The sequence below is a fragment of the Streptomyces sp. CG 926 genome, from assembly GCF_003148825.1.
GTDB lineage: Bacteria > Actinomycetota > Actinomycetes > Streptomycetales > Streptomycetaceae > Streptomyces.
Genome location: NZ_QGGZ01000001.1, coordinates 82,614 through 99,709, shown reverse-complemented (window position 1 = coordinate 99,709; position 17,096 = coordinate 82,614). Strand labels below are relative to the sequence as shown.

The following is a 17,096-nucleotide window of genomic DNA, read 5'->3' as shown; positions in this document are numbered from 1 at the left end:
TCACCACCCCCACCAGCGGCACCGGCCGCCGCGGCTATGACTGGCTCAACTCCGCCGCCACCGAGGCCGGTTCACCGTGCCGCAAAGGCTCCCCGCCCGTTCGGCGGACGCCCTACGCCCCTACGCCCCACGCCCCGCCCTACGCCGCCCGCTCCGGAGCCAGGCCGCGCGCGGCGACCGTTCGCTCGTAGGCGTGGCCCGCGCGCAGCACCACGGCCTCGCCGAAGGGCCTCCCCATCAGCTGCATGCCGATCGGCAGGCCCGCCGAGTCCAGGCCGACGGGCACGGTCAGGGCGGGAACGCCCGTGAGGTTGGCCGGGGCCGACAGCCGGACGTACGCGTCGGCGACGCTCTCCTCGCTGCCGTCACCCCAGGTCACACTCGTCCGGTCGGACCGGACGGCGGTCAGCGGCACGGTCGGCGCGGCGATCAGGTCGACCGACTCCGACATGTGCTGCCAGGCCCGCCCCATCAGGGTGCGGGCGCGCTGGGCCCGCAGGTAGTCGCCCGCGGTCATGAGCTCGCCCGCCTCCAGGAGGACCCGTACGTCGGCCCCGTACAGGTCGGGCACCGCCCGCAGCGTCCGCTCGTGGTAGGCGGTGGCCTCGGGCACCATCAGGCCCCAGTGGGTCGCCCGGATGTAGCGCGTCATCGGGATCTCGACGTCGACGAGCCGGGCGCCGAGCTCCTCCAGCCTCCCGATCGCCCGCCGGACGGCGGCCTCGACGTCCGGATCCACGTGGTCGAAGTAGTAGTTGACCGGCACGCCGACCCGCAGTCCCGTCAGATCCGTGTCGGGGCCCGGTCGGTGGACCGCGGCCGGAGCCGTGACGGACGCCGGGTCGCGCGGGTCGTGCCCGACCAGGGCGGTCAGCACCAGCGCCGCGTCCTCGACGGTTCGGGTGAGGGGGCCCACGTGGTCGAGCGACCAGGCCAGCGAGGTCACGCCGTGCCGCGGCACCAGGCCGTACGTCGGTTTCAGCCCGACCACCCCGTTCAGGGCGGCGGGCACCCGGATCGATCCGCCGGTGTCGGTCCCCAGGGCGAAGGCGGCCGCCCCCGTGGCGACGGCGACGGCGGACCCGCCGCTGGAGCCGCCGGCCACCCGGTCCGGGTCCCAGGCGTTGGCCGTCTGAGGAGTGGTCAACCCGTAGGCGAACTCGTGCGTGTGGGTCTTGCCCACCACCGCCGCTCCGGCCGAGACCAGCCGCGCCGTCACGGCGCTGTCGGTCGGTGCCCGGTGTCCCGTCCGCACCCGGGAGCTCGCCGTGGTCGCCGTCCCGGCCACGTCGATGAGGTCCTTCAGGGCGGCCGGCGTGCCGTGCAACGGCCCCCGGTACGTACCGTCGGAGATCTCGGTCTCCGCCCGGCGGGCCGCGTCGCGCGCGAGGTCGGCCGTCACGGTGGTGAAGGCGTTGAGGTGTGGTTCGACCCGTGCGATGCGCTCCAGCGTGGAGTCCACCAGTTCCACCGGCGAGAGCCGCCGGGTGCCCACGGCCTCGGCCGCCTCGGCCAGGGTCAGCTCATACGGCCGCATCGTGCCGCTCCCCTCCCGCGCGGTACACCGCCGAGGGCGGTGTCTCGCCGAAGTCCAGTTCCCGCAGGAGCGATACGACGGCGTGGATGTGCTCGGCGGTGACCGCCACCGGAACATGGCGGTCCTGGGTCAGTGGAAGTCCCGACCGTGCGGCCCAGCGGGCGGCTTCGGGAGGAGTGAGGTCCGAGGCGGACATGTGCTGCCTTCCTTCAGAGGGGTGGCGGAAACCAGCGCCGCCACCTTAAAGCTAACGACTTGCGTTAGCCCACGGTAGGACCTACGGTCGCTAAAAGCGAATGAATCGCTTTTGTTGTCGGCCGGTCCTCTGCAGACGAAGGAACACGCCCATGCGCACCGCACAGTTCACCGAGCCGGCCCCCTCCTCACCCCGGGCCCTCGCCCACTGGTCCGTCGGGGAGATCGCGGTCCACCGCGTCGACGAGGTGCCCCTGCCGCCCGCGACCGGGCCGTGGCTGTTGCCGGCCGCCACCCCGGACGTGGTCGCCGAACACGAGTGGCTGCGGCCCGACTTCGCCGGCGCGGACGGCGTCCTGCACCTCGACAGCCACAGCTTCGCGCTGGTCGTGGACGGTCTGCGGGTCCTTGTGGACACCGGGATCGGCAACGGCAAGACGAGGGCCAACCCCGCGTGGCACGACCTGCGGACCGACTACCTCGCTCGCCTCGCCGACATCGGATTCACCCCCGAGAACGTCGACCTGGTGATCCTCACCCATCTGCACACCGACCACGTCGGATGGAACACCCGGGAGGTCGACGGTGCGTGGGCGCCGACCTTCCCGAACGCCCGCTACCTGACGTCGAAGGCGGAGTACGAGTTCTGGGCCGCCTACGAGATGGACGACGCGCGGCGCGGCATGTTCCGCGACTCCGTGGTGCCGGTCGAGGAGGCGGGTCTGCTCGACCTGGTCGCCGTACCGGCCGAGGGGATCGACGTGGCCGACGGGCTGCGCCTGCTGTCCACCCCGGGGCACACCCCCGGGCAGATCGCCGTACAGGTGAGCAGCGCGGGCGCGACGGCCCTCGTCACCGGGGACGCCGTCCACCATCCGGTGCAGTTGGCGCATCCGGAGATCGGCAGCTGCGTGGACATCGACCCCGTGCGGGCCGAGGCCACCCGGCGCGCGCTGCTCGCCCGGCTCGCCGACACCGGCGGCCTGCTGCTCGGTACGCACTTCCCCGCGCCGACCGCCGGTCGTGTGGTCGCCGAAGGGGACGGCTACCTACTCGAACCCGTGGTCGCCGCACCGGCCGGCCGCTGACCGGCGACGGCCGCATCGCGGATCGGCCCGCGGGCACGGGTCGGGCCGCGGGCACGGGTCGGTCAGCGGGATGCGCCGAAGCCCTCCACGGCCTCGCGGACCAGGCGTTGCGCGTACGCGTCGGTCAGGCCCTCGGGTCGGAACAGGATGCGGTACATCATCGGCGCCACGACCCGGTCGAGCACCGTCTCGACGTCCGGGGCGCCCTCGCCGCGCTCCGTGGCGCGGGCGAGCACGACGGCGACCTGATCCGCCGCGTACGCCGAACACTGCCCCGCGTTGTCGCCGGCGGGGTCCCCCAGCAGCGCGTCGCGGATGTACGCGCGTCCGGTGGGCGAGGCCATCTCCTCCAGGAACTGCTCGGCCCAGCCCCGCAGGTCCGCCGACAGGTCTCCGTGGTCCGCCGGCGGAGCGTCGGGGCGCAGGTGCTCGACGGCCACGTCCGAGAGCAGTTCCTGCAGGTCGCCCCAGCGGCGGTAGATCGTCGACGGAGTGACGCCGGCCCGCGCCGCGATCATCGGGATCGTCAGCTCCGGACGCCCCAGCTCGGTCTGGAGCTCGCGCACGGCGGTGTGGACCGCCTCCTGGACCCGCGCGCTGCGGCCTCCCGGGCGGACCATCGCTTTTCGGCTCATGCGGACAGCTTAAAGCAAATTTCTTGCATCAGGCTCGGTGGTGGCCGTCGCCCCGGACTCCGCCCCGGACTCCGCGGCCGTGCCGGACGCGGAGTCCGGAGCGAGACGAACGCTCGCGCCGGGCGTTACTTCCCGATGAAGGCGAGGAGGGCGCGGTTGACCTCTTCGGCATGGGTCCACAGGAGACCGTGCGGGGCGCCGTCGACGGACACGAAGTCGGCGTGCGGGAGGGCCTTGTGGAAGGGCTCCGCGGTGGCCTCGATCGGGAGGATGCGGTCCGCGGTGCCGTGCAGGATCAGGGTGGGTACGTCGATCTTGGGGATATCGGCCCGGAAGTCGGTCGTCCAGGTGAGGACGGCGGCGCGGGAGGCGTACGCGGAGGCGCCGGCGGCGGTGGCCCAGCTCGCCCGGACCGCCTCCTCGCTGATGCGCGTGCCGAGGTTCTCGTCGAGGTTGTAGAAGGCCTGGTAGAAGTCGGTGAAGTAGGCGTAGCGGTCCTTCGTCACGGCGGCGAGGATGCCCTCGAAGACGCTGCCGTCGACGCCGGTGGGGTTGTCGTCGGTCTTGAGGAGGTAGGGCTCCAGGCCGGCGAGGAAGGCGGCCTTGGCCACGCGTCCGGAACCGCGGGTGCCGAGGTAGTGGCCGACCTCGCCGGTGCCCATGGAGAAGCCGACGAGGATCGTGTCGGTGAGGTCGAGGGCCTCCATCAGCGTGTGCAGGTCGTTGGTGAAGGTGTCGTAGTCGTAGCCGGTGGTGGGCTGGGAGGACCGCCCGAAGCCGCGCCGGTCGTAGGTGATGACGCGGTGGCCGGCGTCGAGCAGGGCGGGGAGCTGCTTCTCCCAGGAATGCCCGTCCAGCGGATAGCCGTGGATGAGGACGACGGGCTGCCCGCTGCCGTGGTCCTCGTAGTAGAGGTCGATGTCGGTGCTGTTCTCCTGGCCGACGGTGATGAAGGGCATGGTGCCTCCTGAGGCGATCTCGGTTCGGTCCGCGCCAGCAGTGTCCCGCCCCGAGGCCCCCGAACGGCGTCGGAACACGGCCTTCAGCGAGGACTTACGCAGGTCGTCCACAGCTCCTGTCACGTGAACAGGGGACCGGAAACAGGCGACTTCACCCGAATCGATGCGCTTCCTAGGCTGGACGGGCAAGCAAGCGGAGCATGCGTCGCGGGCCGGTCACCGGTGCGGCGCCGAGGGAGTTGTCTTGGCCAGTCACGATCCGATCGAACGCCCTGCGGAGCCGTCGTTCAGCGCGTTCCGCGCGTCCGGAGCGCAGCAGCGGATGTACTTCCTCCAGCAGGTGGAGGAGGGCAGGCCGACCTACCACATGCCCGTCTTCTACGGCCTCGAAGGCCCGGTGGACGAGGCCGCGCTCCGCGCCTGCGCCCAGGGTCTGGTCGACCGGCACGAGGCGCTGCGCACCCGCTTCGTCCTGCGGGACGGCGAGCTGTGGCAGCACGTCGACACCGAGGCAGCGCTCGTCTGGTCCGCCGCCGTGGCGCGCGGAGCCGCGGACGTCGAGGAGTGGATGGCCGCCGAACACCACCGGCCCTTCGACCTGGAGGCCGGACCGCTCTTCCGGGCGGCCGTGCTGCACACCCCCGAGGGGGCGGTCCTCGCGCTCGCCATGCACCACATCGTCGCCGACGGCTGGTCCGTCGGGATCCTCGCCCGCGAGCTCCTCGCCGCCTACGCCCACCACGGCGAGGGGATCGGCGGCCCTGACGGCTCCGACGGCTCCGACGGCTCCGACGGCTCCGACGGCCGGCGCTCGGCCGGCACCGCGGCCCCGGAGGCCCCCGAGTACCAGTACGCGGACTTCTCCGACTGGCAGGAGGAATGGCTCGGCGGAGCCACCGCCGAGCGCCAGCTCGCCTACTGGGAGAAGCAGCTCGGCGGCGAACTGCCCGACGCGCCCCTGCCCCGCGACGGCCGGCCCGCCTCCGGCGCGGCCCGCGGCGCGGCGGCACTGCACTCCTTCGAGGTGCCGGCCCCGGTGTACGCCCGGGTGGAGCGCCTGTGCCGTGACACCCGCAGCACCCCCTACACGCTGATGCTGGCGGCTTTCCAGATCGTGCTGGGCCGCTACACCGGCACCGACGACGTACTGGTCGGGACGCCGGTGGCGGGCCGGGTCCGCAAGGAATTCCAGGACACCGTCGGCCTGTTCGTCAACACGCTGGTGATCCGCGCGGACCTGTCCGACGACCCCACCTTCCGGGTCCACCTGAAGCGCGTACGGGACACCGTGCTCGACGCCCAGGACCACCAGGACCTGCCCTTCGAACGCGTCGTCGACCGGATCGCCCCCGGACGCACCGGCGAGGAGGCGTCCCCGTTCCAGGTCATGTTCGGCCTGCACGACGAGGACGGCATGACCGAGGGCCTGCCCGGCCCGAAGGCCACGCTGCTCGAAGGACCCGCCGGAACCGCCAAGTTCGACCTGACCTTCGACGTCGTCCGCACCGGTGGCACGCTGAGCTGCCGGCTGGAGTACCGGGCGGACCTGTTCGAGGCCGCCACCGTCCGAGCGTTCGGCCGGCACTTCGCCCGCCTCCTGGACGCCGCCACCGAGAACCCCGAACTGCCGATCGGCGGCCTGCCGATGCTGTCGGCCGACGAGCGGACCGGCATCGGCTCGCCGCTCCCGGACCGCGCCGCCCTCCCGCACACCCCGGGCGAGCTGCCTTGCGTCCACGAGATCTTCGCCGGCCACGCCGCCCGCACCCCCGACGCGGTCGCCCTCGTCCACGAGGGCACGACCCTCACCTACCGCGAGCTCGACACCCGGGCCAACCGGCTGGCGCACCGGCTGCGCGCCCTCGGTGTAGGTCCCGACACCCTCGTCGGACTGTGCCTGCCCCGCTCCGCCGACCTCGTCGTCGCGCTGCTCGGCATCCTCAAGGCCGGCGGCGCCTACCTGCCGCTCGACCCCGACAACCCGCCCGAGCGGCTGCGCCACATCGTCCAGGACGCCCGCCTGGAGCACGTCGTCGGCACCACCGACACCCGCGCCCTGTGGGACGCCCCCGGCCTGCACACCGTCGACCTGCTCGCCGACGCCCCGCTCCTGGCCGCCGAACCGGACACCGCCCCCGACACCGGCGTGACCCCGGACCACCTGGCCTACGTCATCTACACCTCCGGGTCCACCGGCCTCCCCAAGGGCACCCTGGTGCCCCACGCCAACGTCACCCGGCTGTTCTCCGCCACCGACCACTGGTTCGGCTTCGGCCCCGACGACGTGTGGACCCTCTTCCACTCCATCGCCTTCGACTTCTCCGTCTGGGAGCTGTGGGGAGCCCTCGCCCACGGCGGCCGCCTCGTCGTGGTCCCGTACGGGACCAGCCGCTCGCCCGAGGAGTTCCACCGACTGCTGCGCGCCGAGCGGGTCACCGTCCTCAACCAGACCCCCTCCGCCTTCTACCAGTTGGCCCGGGCCGACGAGGAACACCACCGCACGGCCGGACCGGCCGACTCCGGGCTCGGCCTGCGCCATGTCGTCTTCGGCGGGGAGGCACTCGACGTCGCCGCCCTCGCCGGGTGGTTCGCCCGGCACGGCGACACCGCACCCCGCCTGGTCAACATGTACGGCATCACCGAGACGACCGTGCACGTCACCTACCGGCCGCTGACCGCCCGCGACGCCGAGGAGGGCCGCGGCAGCGTCATCGGCGTGCCCATCCCCGACCTGCGCCTGCACCTGCTCGACGCGCGCGGCCGGACCGTCCCGCGCGGCGCCGTCGGGGAGCTGTACGTCGCCGGTGCGGGCCTGGCCCGCGGCTACCTGCGCCGGCCCGAACTCACCGCCGAGCGCTTCCCCACCGGACTCGGCGACGCTGCCGAGGGCCGTGTCGCCGACGCACCCGCCGGGCTCTCGGCCGGCGAGCGGCTCTACCGCACCGGAGACCTGGCGCGGGCCCTGCCCGACGGGGACCTGGAGTACCTCGGCCGCATCGACCACCAGGTCAAACTGCGCGGCTTCCGGATAGAACTGGGCGAGGTCGAGGCCGCCCTGGCCGCCCACCCCCTCGTCGACGCCGCGGTCGCACTCGTCGCACCGGATCCGGCGGGGAACGACGTCCTGGTCGGCTACCTGGCCGTGACCGGGGCCGAGGACGGGGCGGGCCCCACCGTCGAGGACATGCGCGAGCACCTCGCGCGGCGGCTGCCCGGCTACATGATCCCCGGCGCGTTCGTCACCCTGCCCGCCTTCCCGCTGACCGCCAACGGCAAGACCGACCGACGCCGGCTGCCCGCGCCCGGCTCGGTGGCCCGTACCCCCACCGCCGCCTACGAGGCACCCCGAGGGCCGGTCGAGACCGCGCTCACCGAGGTCTTCGCCCAGGTCCTGGGGCACGAACGGGTCGGCGCCCTGGACAACTGGTTCGCCCTCGGCGGGGACTCCATCCGCTCCCTCCAGGTGCTCGCCCGGGTCCGCGAGCGAGGCCTCGACCTCACCGTCGCCGACCTCATGAGCTCCTCGACGGCCCGCGCCCTCGCCCCGCTCGTCACCTCACGGGACCGGGCCGCGGCCGCGGCCGTTGCCCCGTACGAGCCGTTCGCACTGCTGAGCTCCGCGGACCGCGCCGCCCTGCCCGAAGGGCTGGAGGACGCCTACCCGATGACCCGGCTGCAGGCCGGCATGCTCTACCACAGCGACCTGCCGTCGGCCGGCGGACGCGTCTACCACAACGTGGCCTCCTACCTGATCGAAGTGCCCTTCTCCGAGGAAGCCTGGCGGACCACCGTCGAGGTCCTCGCCGCCCGGCACGAGATGCTGCGCACCTCCTTCGACCCGCACGGATTCACCGAGCCCCTCCAACTCGTGCACCGCGGCGCCCGCCCGGAGCTCACCTTCGAGGACCTGCACGGACTCGACGCCGAGGCGCAGCGCACCGCCGTCGCCGCGCGCTACGCCGCCGAGCGGGACCGGCCCTTCGACTGGGACCGGCCCCCGCTGATCCGGTTCCACGTCCAGCGGCTCTCCGACACCCGGCTCCAACTGTTCGTCGCCGAGCACCACGCCGTTCTCGACGGCTGGAGCGAACGTTCGCTCCTCACCGAACTCGCCTCCTGCTACACCGAGGCGCTCGCCGCCCGGACCCCCGCGGACGGCCCCTCCCCGCAGGCCGGCCCGCGCTCCCGGCTCGCCTCCTTCGTCGCCCTCGAACGGGCCGCGCTGGCCGACCCCGAGCAGCGCGCCTTCTGGACCGGCAAGGCCACCGACGCCCCCGCGACCCGGCTGCCCCGCCCCGCGGCGACCGGCGGACCCGCCCGGATGTCCTGGTACCTCGCGCCCCTGCCCGAGGAACTGCACGCCCGGCTCACCGACCTGGCCGCCGCATGCGGCGTACCGCTGCGCACCGTCCTGCTCGCCGCGCACCTGAGGGCCATGGCCCTGCTGGGCGGCGGCGACGCGGTCACCACCGGAGTGGTCCACAACGGCCGCGCCGAGGAGACCGACGGCGACAAGGTCGTCGGCGTCTTCCTGAACACCCTGCCGTTGAGTCTCGCGATCACCGGGCTCAGCTGGCGCGGCCTCGTCGGGCACGTGGCCGCCGCGGAGGCGCAGCTGCACGCGCACCGCCGCTTCCCGCTCGCCGAGATCCAGCGCCTGTCCGGGGGCGGCCCGCTCTTCGAGACCTTCTTCAACTACACCCACTTCCACGTGGAACAGGACGGGCCGGCCGACGGCGCGTTCACCGTGCTGGAGGAGATCGGAGAGGCCGGGACCGACTTCGCCTTCGGCGCGGAGTTCTCCCGCAGCCCCGACGGCGCCCTGCTCGAACTCGGACTGCGCTTCGACGCGGCCCAGTTCTCCGAGGAGCAGATGGCGAGCGCCCACGCCTCCTACACGGCCGCCCTGCACGACCTCGCCGAGTTCCCGGACCGTGACTGCACGGCCGCCGACCTGCTGCCGCAGGCCGAACACCGCCGCTACGCCGACTGGAACCGCACCGCCGTCGATCACCCGCGGCCGTACGTCCTGACCCGGCTGATCGACGAGCAGCGGGACCTGACGCCCGACGCCCCCGCCGTCCGCTTCGAGGGCGCCGAGCTGACCTACCGCGAGCTCGACACCGAGGCCGAGCGGCTGTGCGCGGCGCTGCGGGAACGGGGCGCCGGCCCCGGCACCTTCGTCGGCCTGCTGCTGGAACGCTCCCTGGCCCTGCCCGTCGTACTCCTCGCCGTCCTCAAGTCCGGCGCCGCCTACGTCCCGCTGGACCCCGAGCACCCGGCGCCGCGCGTACGGTCGTTGCTCGCCGAGTCCGGCATCGGCCTGGTGGTCTCCGAGGGCGCGTGGGCCCGGCGGCTGGAGGATTCCGGGGTCACCGTCCTGCGGCCGGACGAGGCCGCGACGGGCACCGCGGGTCCTGCCCGGGCGCCCGAGCCGTCCGATCCGGCGTACATGATCTTCACCTCGGGATCCACGGGCAAGCCCAAGGGGGTCGTGGTCTCGCACCGCGCCATCGCCAACCGGCTGCTGTGGATGCAGGACGAGTACGGGCTGACCCCGGGGGAGCGGGTGCTGCACAAGACGCCGTACACCTTCGACGTCTCCGTCTGGGAGCTGTTCTGGCCGCTGTTGACGGGCGCCACCCTGGTCCTCGCCCGCCCCGGCGGCCAGCGCGACCCCGGCTACCTCGCCGGCCTGATCCAGGCCGACGGGGTCAGCACGGTGCACTTCGTCCCGTCGATGCTCAGCGTGTTCCTCGACGACCCCGCGGCCGTGGCCGGCGCGGCCGGCCTGACCCGGGTGGTCTGCAGCGGCGAGGCCCTGCCGTACGAGGTCCAGCGCAGGTTCTTCGAGCGGCTGCCCGGCGTCGAACTGCACAACCTCTACGGGCCCACCGAGGCGGCCGTCGACGTCACCTACTGGCAGTGCCGGCCGGACGGCGGCGACACCGTGCCCATCGGCCGGCCCATCGCCAACATGCGCACCCACGTCCTGGACCGCCGCCTGGCCGAGGTCCCCCTCGGCGTCACCGGTGAGCTCTTCCTCGAAGGCGTCGGCCTCGCCGACGGGTACCACGGACGACCCGAGCTCACCGCCGAGCGGTTCATCGAACACACCGGCCCCGACGGCACCACCCGTCGCCTCTACCGGACCGGTGACCTGGCCCGACACCGCCCGGACGGAGCCCTGGAGTACGCGGGCCGCACCGACCACCAGCTCAAGATCCGCGGCTTCCGCGTCGAGCCCGGGGAGATCGAGGCCGTCCTCGCCGAACACCCCGGCGTGCGCGACTGCGCGGTCCTGCCCCGCGGCGAACGCCTGGTCGGCTACTTCGTCCCCGAGGCGGTCGGCCCGGACACCGCCACCGCCCCCGAACCGGGCGAACTGGTCCGCCACGCCCGGGAGCGGCTCCCCGAGTACATGGTCCCCTCCGCCTGGGTGTGCCTGACGGCCCTCCCGCTGACCGCCAACGGCAAGCTGGACCGCGCCGCCCTGCCCGACCCGGACCCCGCCGACCTGCGCGGCGGTGTCGAGCCGACCCCGCCCCGCGACGCCCTCGAAGCCCGCCTCGCCGGGATCTGGGAGCACCTCCTGGCCGCCGGCCCGGTCGGCGTCCACGACGACTTCTTCGAGTCGGGCGGGCACTCCATCGACGCCCTGCGCCTGATCGGCCGGATCAACCAGGCCTTCGGCGAACGCCTCGGCGTCTCGGCCGTCCTGGAGCACCCGACCGTCGCCCGGCAGGCCGATCTGCTGCGCGGCCGCCATGGCGAGGCGCTCCCGGACCCGGTGGTGCGCCTGCGGACCGAGGGCACGCTCGACCCGCTCGTCCTGGTCCACCCGATCGGCGGCAACGTCTTGTGCTACCGCGCCCTGGCCGCCGAACTGGGCTCCGATCGACCGGTGTTCGGCCTGACCGCGCCCGGGCTGACCGACCCCGACCCGACATCCGACCCGGCATCCGACCCGACATCCGACGCCACGCCCGACACCACGTCCGGACCGGCGCCCGACGCCACCGTCGAGGAGCTGGCCGCCGCCCACCTGGAGACCCTGCGCCGGATCCGCCCCACCGGCCCCTACCACCTGGCCGGCTGGTCCTTCGGCGGGCTCCTCGCCTACGAGATGGCGGTCCAACTACGCGCCGCCGGACAGGAGGTGGCGACCCTCGCGCTGCTGGACACCGGCCACCCGGAGCCCGGCCACGTCCCCGCCGACGAGAACGAGCTGCTGGAGTGGTTCCACGAGGACCTGGCCCGCTCCGCGGGGTTCGACCCCACCGACGAGAGCCTGTCCGTGCTGCGGAGCGCCCTGCGGAGCGTCGCCGACACCCCCGCCCGGCTCGCCGTCCTCGCCGAGCAGGTGGAACGCGAGGGCTTCGCCCCCGGCCTGGACCCGCGGGACCTCGCCCGGCACTACGCGGTGTTCCGCACCGGGATCCGCGCCGCCGCCGCGTACGAGCCCTCGGCCGCGCCGTGCCCCGTCCTGTTCCTCCAGAGCACGACCGGGGCCCGGGAGCACGCGGCCGAACGATGGGCGGGCCGGGCCCGGGCGGGCTTCACCCGCCACGACGCCGCCACCGACCACTACGGGCTGATGCGGCCGCCGCACAGCACCCAGGCCGCCGCCCTGCTGCGTACCGCCCTCGCCGAGGCCGACCAGCGCTGACCGGGCGCCCCGGCCCGCCCGGGGCGCCCGTAGGGGGGTCCTGCCGATCAGGACGGCTCGCCCCGAGCGACGAGACACCCCCTGGCCCTTCCACCCCGCCCCAGCCCTTCGCGCGCCGTGCGCCGACGAGGCGTGCCCCGGCATGCCCGCGCGCCCCGCACCAGAACAGGAAACGGAACACACCACGTGACGAGTGACACCCCGGGGCCCGCCCCCGAGCTGAGCGGCCGGATCCGCGGCGGACCCGCCGAACTCCTCCACGACGAAGTGCTCGCCCCGCAGTTCGGGTTCGAGTCCCGCCACCTGCTGCGCCACTATGTCGCCATCGAGAAGACCCTGGCCGCCGAGTACGTCCGCATGGACCTGATCACCGCCGAGGAGGCCCACCGGATCGCCGCCCTGCTGGACGCCGTCGGGTCCGACACCCTCAGCGCGCAGCCCGGCGCCAACATGTCGGACATCGCCTTCGCCCTCGAACGGCACGTCGAGGCGGGCCTGCCCGCCCCGGTCACGCACTGGCACGCCGACCGCAGCCGCAACGACCTCCAGGCCTGCGCCCAGGTGATGTACGGCCGGGACCAGCTCACCCGCTTCGCCGACGCCCTCCTCGAACTCGGTTCGGTCGTGCACGAGTTGGCTCGGACGACCTGTGACCTGCCCATGCCGGGCTACACCCACTTCCAGGCCGCCCAGATCATCACCCCCGGCTTCCACCTCGCCGCACTCTCCGAGCACCTGCTGCACACCCACGCCCGGCTGCTGAACGCGTACGACGGCATCGACGCCTGCCCGCTCGGCGCCGGCGCCATGGCCGGACAGGAACTGCCCTGGGACCGCGACCGGATGGCCAGGCTGCTCGGTTTCTCCCGGCCGCAGCCCCACGCCCTGACCGCCGTGGCCTCGCGCCGCTGGAGCGCCGAACTGACCGCGGAACTCAGCCTGCTGGGCACCGCGCTGAGCCGCTTCACCACCGACCTGCTCACCTGGGGCGGCAGCGAGTACGGGTTCATCGAACTGCCCGACGAACTGTCCGGCATCTCCTCCGCCATGCCGCAGAAGAAGAACTACCCGGTCCTGGAGCGCATCCGGGGACGCACCGCCCACCTGACCGCCTTCCACTTCGACGTGCTCCTGGGCCAGCGCAACACCCCCTTCTGCAACCTCGTCGAGGTGTCCAAGGAAGCCGGCACCCACCTGCTGAACGCCTTCGACTCGGCCCACGGCACCGTCCGCCTCCTCACCGAGGTGCTGCGCAGGCTGACCTTCCGCGCCGACCGCATGCGCACGGTCTGCGAGCGCGAGTTCCTCGGCGGCTTCAGCCTCGCCAACGCCCTCTGCCTCACCGAAGGGGTGCCCTGGCGCACCGCCCAGGTCGTCGCCGGGAAGTACGTCGTGCTCGCCGCGACGGCGGGCGCCGCCCCCGCCCCGGGCGAACCCGCCCTGCTGGCCGAGGCGGCCGCCGGACACGGCATCACCCTCGCCGACCCCGCCCGGCTCCTCGCCGAGGCCTTCGACGTCGACCGGGGCCTGGAGCGCATGGTGTCCGCCGGTTCGGCCCGCCCCGACGCCGTCCGCGCGGTCCTGCGTACCCAGCAGGAGACCTACGCACAGCTGCGCGCCGACTGGGAGGCGCGCGCCGACGCGCTCCGCGCGGGCGCCGAGGAGGGCGACCGCGCCCTGTACGGAGCGCCCGACGACACGATCCAGGAGGAGGCCGGCGATGGCACCCGCACCCGCGTACAGCACGCCCACTGACACCGTCGCGGGGGCGAGCGCCGCCCCCGTCGGCCCCGGCTCCGGCAGCGCCTTCGGCACCTTCGGTGAACTGCTCCAGGGCGCCCTGCCCCACCCGCAGGGGGACTTCCTGGTCACCTTCCCCCTCGCCCGCTGGGCCACCGCCGTGTTCCACCCCGAGCCCGGCCGCCGCGAGGTCCGGGTGCGCCCGGCGCACAAGGCCAAGTCCCGTCGTGTCGCCGAGGCGGTCCTGGCCGCCCTCGGCACGGCGGACGGCGGCCTGCTGGAGGTCGCCGGGGACCTGCCCGAGGGCAAGGGCCTCGCCAGCTCCTCCGCCGACCTGGTCGCCACCGTACGAGCCGTCGGGGCGGCCCACGGGCGCGCCTTCACCCCCGCCGAGACGGAGGACTTCCTGCGCGGCATCGAACCGGCCGACGGGGTCATGTACGACGAGATCGTCGCCTTCCACCACCGAGAGGTGCGCCTCGGCCGCCGGCTCGGGGTGCTGCCGCCGCTCACCGTCGTCGCCCACGACGAGGGCGGCCAGGTCGACACCGTCGCGCACAACAGGGGCGCCCGGGCCATCGACGCCGCCGACCGGGCGGAGTACGCACGCCTGTTGGACCGGCTCACCGACGCCGTGGCCCGCGGCGACCTCGCCGAGGTCGGCGCGGTCGCCACCCGCAGCGCCGAGATGAACGCCCACCGCCGCCGGCGCGCCGGATTCGCCGAACTGCACGCCCTGTGCCGCGAGGTCGACGGACTGGGCCTGGTCCTCGCCCACAGCGGCACCATGCTCGGCGTCCTCCTGGAGGCGAACGACCCCGCCCTCGCCGGCAAAACCGAGCACATCCGGGCCGGCTGCGCCGCTCTCGGCGGCGAGGTGTCCGTCCACCGTTCCCTCGGCGCCGACGACAGCTGGAGCCCGAAGGCCCCGCCCGCCCACCCCACCGAGCTGGAGATCTGAGCATGCTGTTCGACACCGTGACGGACGCGATCGGCGGGACCCCGCTGGTCCGGCTGCGTCTGGGCGAGGCCCGAGGCGTGGAGGTCTACGCCAAGCTGGAACTGCAGAACCTGTTCGCGATGAAGGACCGCGTCGCCCGCAACATCCTGCTGGAGGCCCGACGGCTGGGCACCCTGAAGCCGGGCGCGCCCGTCATCGAGAGCTCCTCGGGGACCATGGCCCTCGGCGTCGCCCTCGTCGGCCGCTCGCTCGGCCACGAGGTGCACATCGTCACCGACCCGCGCATCGACCCCGTCACCCTCGCCAAACTCCGCGCCCTGGGCTGCCGGGTGCACATCGTCGCGGCCATGACCAGCCACGGCTGGCAGAGCGCCCGCCTGGAGCGGCTCGCGGAATTGCTCGACGAACTGCCTGGAGCCTTCTGGCCGCAGCAGTACACCAACCCCGACAACCCCGGCGCCTACCGCACCCTCGCCGGTGAACTCCTCGCGGACCTGGGGCGGTTCGACACCCTCGTCGGAGCCGTCGGCAGCGGCGGCTCCCTGTGCGGCACCGCCCGGGCGCTGCGCGAGCGACTGCCCGACCTGCACGTCGTCGGCGTCGACTGCGTGGGCAGCGCCCTCTTCGGCCAGCCCGACGTACCGCAGCGGCTGCAGAGCGGGCTGGGCAACAGCCTGCTGCCCAAGAACCTGGACCGCACCCTCGTCGACGAGGTGCACTGGCTCAACGACCACGAAGCCTTCGCCGCGACCTGGGACCTCGCCCGCGAGCAGCAGATCTTCGGCGGCAACACCTCGGGCTCCGTCTACCGGGTCCTCACCGGCCTCGCCGAGCGCGCCGAGCCGGGGACCCGGATCGTCGGCATCCTCCCCGACCGCGGCGACCGCTACGCCGACACCGTCTACAACGACGAGCACTGGGACACGAACCGGCTGCGCGAGGTGCCCACCGCCACCGCGCCGGCCGCCCTCGGACCCGACGGGACCGCCCGCACCTGGTCCACCGTCGCCTACAGCCCACCCGCCGGAATCGGCCGGCACCTGCTGTTCGTGGAGTCCAACACCACCGGCACCGGCATGCTCGCGCTGGACCGGGCGCGCGAACTGGGCACCGTACCCGTCCTGCTGACCGGCGACCCCGACCGCTACCGGGGACTCGCCGAGACCGGCGCCGAGGTGGTGCGCTGCGACACCAACTCCGACGCCGCCCTGCGCGCCGCCGTACAGGAGCGGTTCCGCCGCGAGGAGATCGCCGGGGTCACCACCACCAGCGACTTCTACGTACCGGCCGCAGCCCGGATCGCCCAGTGGCTCGGCCTGCCCGGCAACGCGCCCGAGGCGGTGGCCGTCTGCCGCGACAAGTCCGCCCTGCGCGAGAGGCTGCGGGCCGCCGGCGTCCGCCAGCCCCGGTACTCCCTCGTCCGCGAGCCGGCCGAAGCCGCGGCCGCCGTCGCCCGTACCGGACTGCCCTGCGTGGTCAAGCCGGCCGACGACTCGGGCTCCACCAACGTCCTGCTCTGCGCCGACGAGGCCGAGGTCCGCGCCCAGATCGAGCGGATCCTCGCGATCGACACCAACGTACGGGGCATGCCCACCGCCCGCACCGTCCTCGTCGAGGAGTACCTGGACGGGCCGGAGTACAGCGTCGAGATGTTCGGTGGGGACGGGCAGGCCGTGTGCGTCGGCATCACCGCCAAGTCCGTGACCGCCGGCCCGCATTTCGTCGAGCACCGCCACCTCTTCCCCGCCCCGCTGCCCGCCGCCACCGCTCAGGCGATCACCGACACGGTGACGGCGGCCCTGGACGCGGCCGGGATCCGGCTGGGCGCCACCCACACCGAGGTCAAGCTGACCGCCGACGGGCCCGCCCTCGTCGAGATCAACCCGCGCCCGGCCGGCGGCATGATCCCCGAACTGATCCGACTCGCCACCGGCGTCGACCTCCTCGACGCGCAGCTGCGCGCCGCCCTCGGCCTGCCCCCGCAGCTCAAGGCCGAGGAGGCCGGCCACGCCGGGATCCAGTTCCTCCTCGCCGACACCGACGGCACCCTCACGGCCGTCCACGGCGCCGAGGCCGCGGCGGCCCTCGCGGGAGTCGAGTCGGTACTGGTCACCGCCGCCCCCGGCGCTCCCGTACGCAGGCCCCGCAGCGCCTCCGACCGGCTCGGGCACGTGATCGCCCGCCACGCGGAACCCGACGGCGTGCACGCCGCCCTCGACGCGGCGCGCGCCCTGGTCCGCCTCGACATCGAGGCCGCGCCCCGCTCCTGATCCTCCGCCGTACCTGATCCTCCGCCGTACCCGTCCCGACGA

Annotated in this window: 9 protein-coding genes; 5 read left to right on the top strand and 4 right to left on the bottom strand. The window is 73.9% G+C overall.

The window, feature by feature from the left end; all coding sequences use genetic code 11:
* Positions 1 to 139: 139 nt before the first annotated feature.
* Both BCL76_RS00330 and BCL76_RS00325 read right to left on the bottom strand, forming a co-directional pair.
* A complete protein-coding gene (locus BCL76_RS00330; RefSeq protein ID WP_109777241.1) occupies positions 140 to 1,537 on the bottom strand; it encodes an amidase in 1,398 nt (465 codons plus the stop codon).
* Positions 1,524 to 1,733, bottom strand: a complete 210-nt coding sequence (locus BCL76_RS00325) for a hypothetical protein (protein WP_109777240.1) — start codon at positions 1,731 to 1,733, stop codon at positions 1,524 to 1,526. The genes BCL76_RS00330 and BCL76_RS00325 overlap by 14 nt, the downstream gene beginning before the upstream one ends.
* A 151-nt stretch (positions 1,734 to 1,884) precedes the next feature.
* Here BCL76_RS00325 and BCL76_RS00320 point away from each other — a divergent pair, with 151 nt between their 5' ends.
* Positions 1,885 to 2,820, top strand: a complete 936-nt coding sequence (locus tag BCL76_RS00320) for an MBL fold metallo-hydrolase (RefSeq protein WP_109777239.1) — start codon at positions 1,885 to 1,887, stop codon at positions 2,818 to 2,820.
* A gap of 62 nt (positions 2,821 to 2,882) precedes the next feature.
* Here BCL76_RS00320 and BCL76_RS00315 read toward each other — a convergent pair whose 3' ends face one another.
* Both BCL76_RS00315 and BCL76_RS00310 read right to left on the bottom strand, forming a co-directional pair.
* Entirely contained in the window at positions 2,883 to 3,455 is a 573-nt protein-coding gene (locus BCL76_RS00315; RefSeq protein WP_109777238.1) for a TetR/AcrR family transcriptional regulator, read from the bottom strand.
* A 125-nt stretch (positions 3,456 to 3,580) separates the two neighbouring features.
* Entirely contained in the window at positions 3,581 to 4,414 is an 834-nt protein-coding gene (locus BCL76_RS00310) for an alpha/beta fold hydrolase (protein WP_109777237.1), read from the bottom strand.
* Positions 4,415 to 4,658: 244 nt separating this feature from the next.
* Here BCL76_RS00310 and BCL76_RS00305 point away from each other — a divergent pair, with 244 nt between their 5' ends.
* The 4 genes from BCL76_RS00305 to BCL76_RS00290 all read left to right on the top strand — a co-directional run bounded on the left by BCL76_RS00305 (position 4,659) and on the right by BCL76_RS00290 (position 17,054).
* Positions 4,659 to 12,083, top strand: a complete 7,425-nt coding sequence (locus BCL76_RS00305) for an amino acid adenylation domain-containing protein (protein ID WP_181382381.1) — start codon at positions 4,659 to 4,661, stop codon at positions 12,081 to 12,083.
* A 186-nt stretch (positions 12,084 to 12,269) separates the two neighbouring features.
* Complete coding sequence (locus BCL76_RS00300) at positions 12,270 to 13,838, top strand: argininosuccinate lyase (RefSeq protein ID WP_109777235.1); 1,569 nt, start codon at positions 12,270 to 12,272, stop codon at positions 13,836 to 13,838.
* The gene (locus BCL76_RS00295; RefSeq protein WP_109777234.1) at positions 13,804 to 14,784 is read left to right on the top strand and encodes a GHMP family kinase ATP-binding protein; all 981 of its coding nucleotides are present in this window, start codon (positions 13,804 to 13,806) and stop codon (positions 14,782 to 14,784) included. The genes BCL76_RS00300 and BCL76_RS00295 overlap by 35 nt, the downstream gene beginning before the upstream one ends.
* 2 nt (positions 14,785 to 14,786) lie before the next feature.
* Entirely contained in the window at positions 14,787 to 17,054 is a 2,268-nt protein-coding gene (locus BCL76_RS00290; protein WP_109777233.1) for a pyridoxal-phosphate dependent enzyme, read from the top strand.
* Positions 17,055 to 17,096 lie beyond the last annotated feature (42 nt).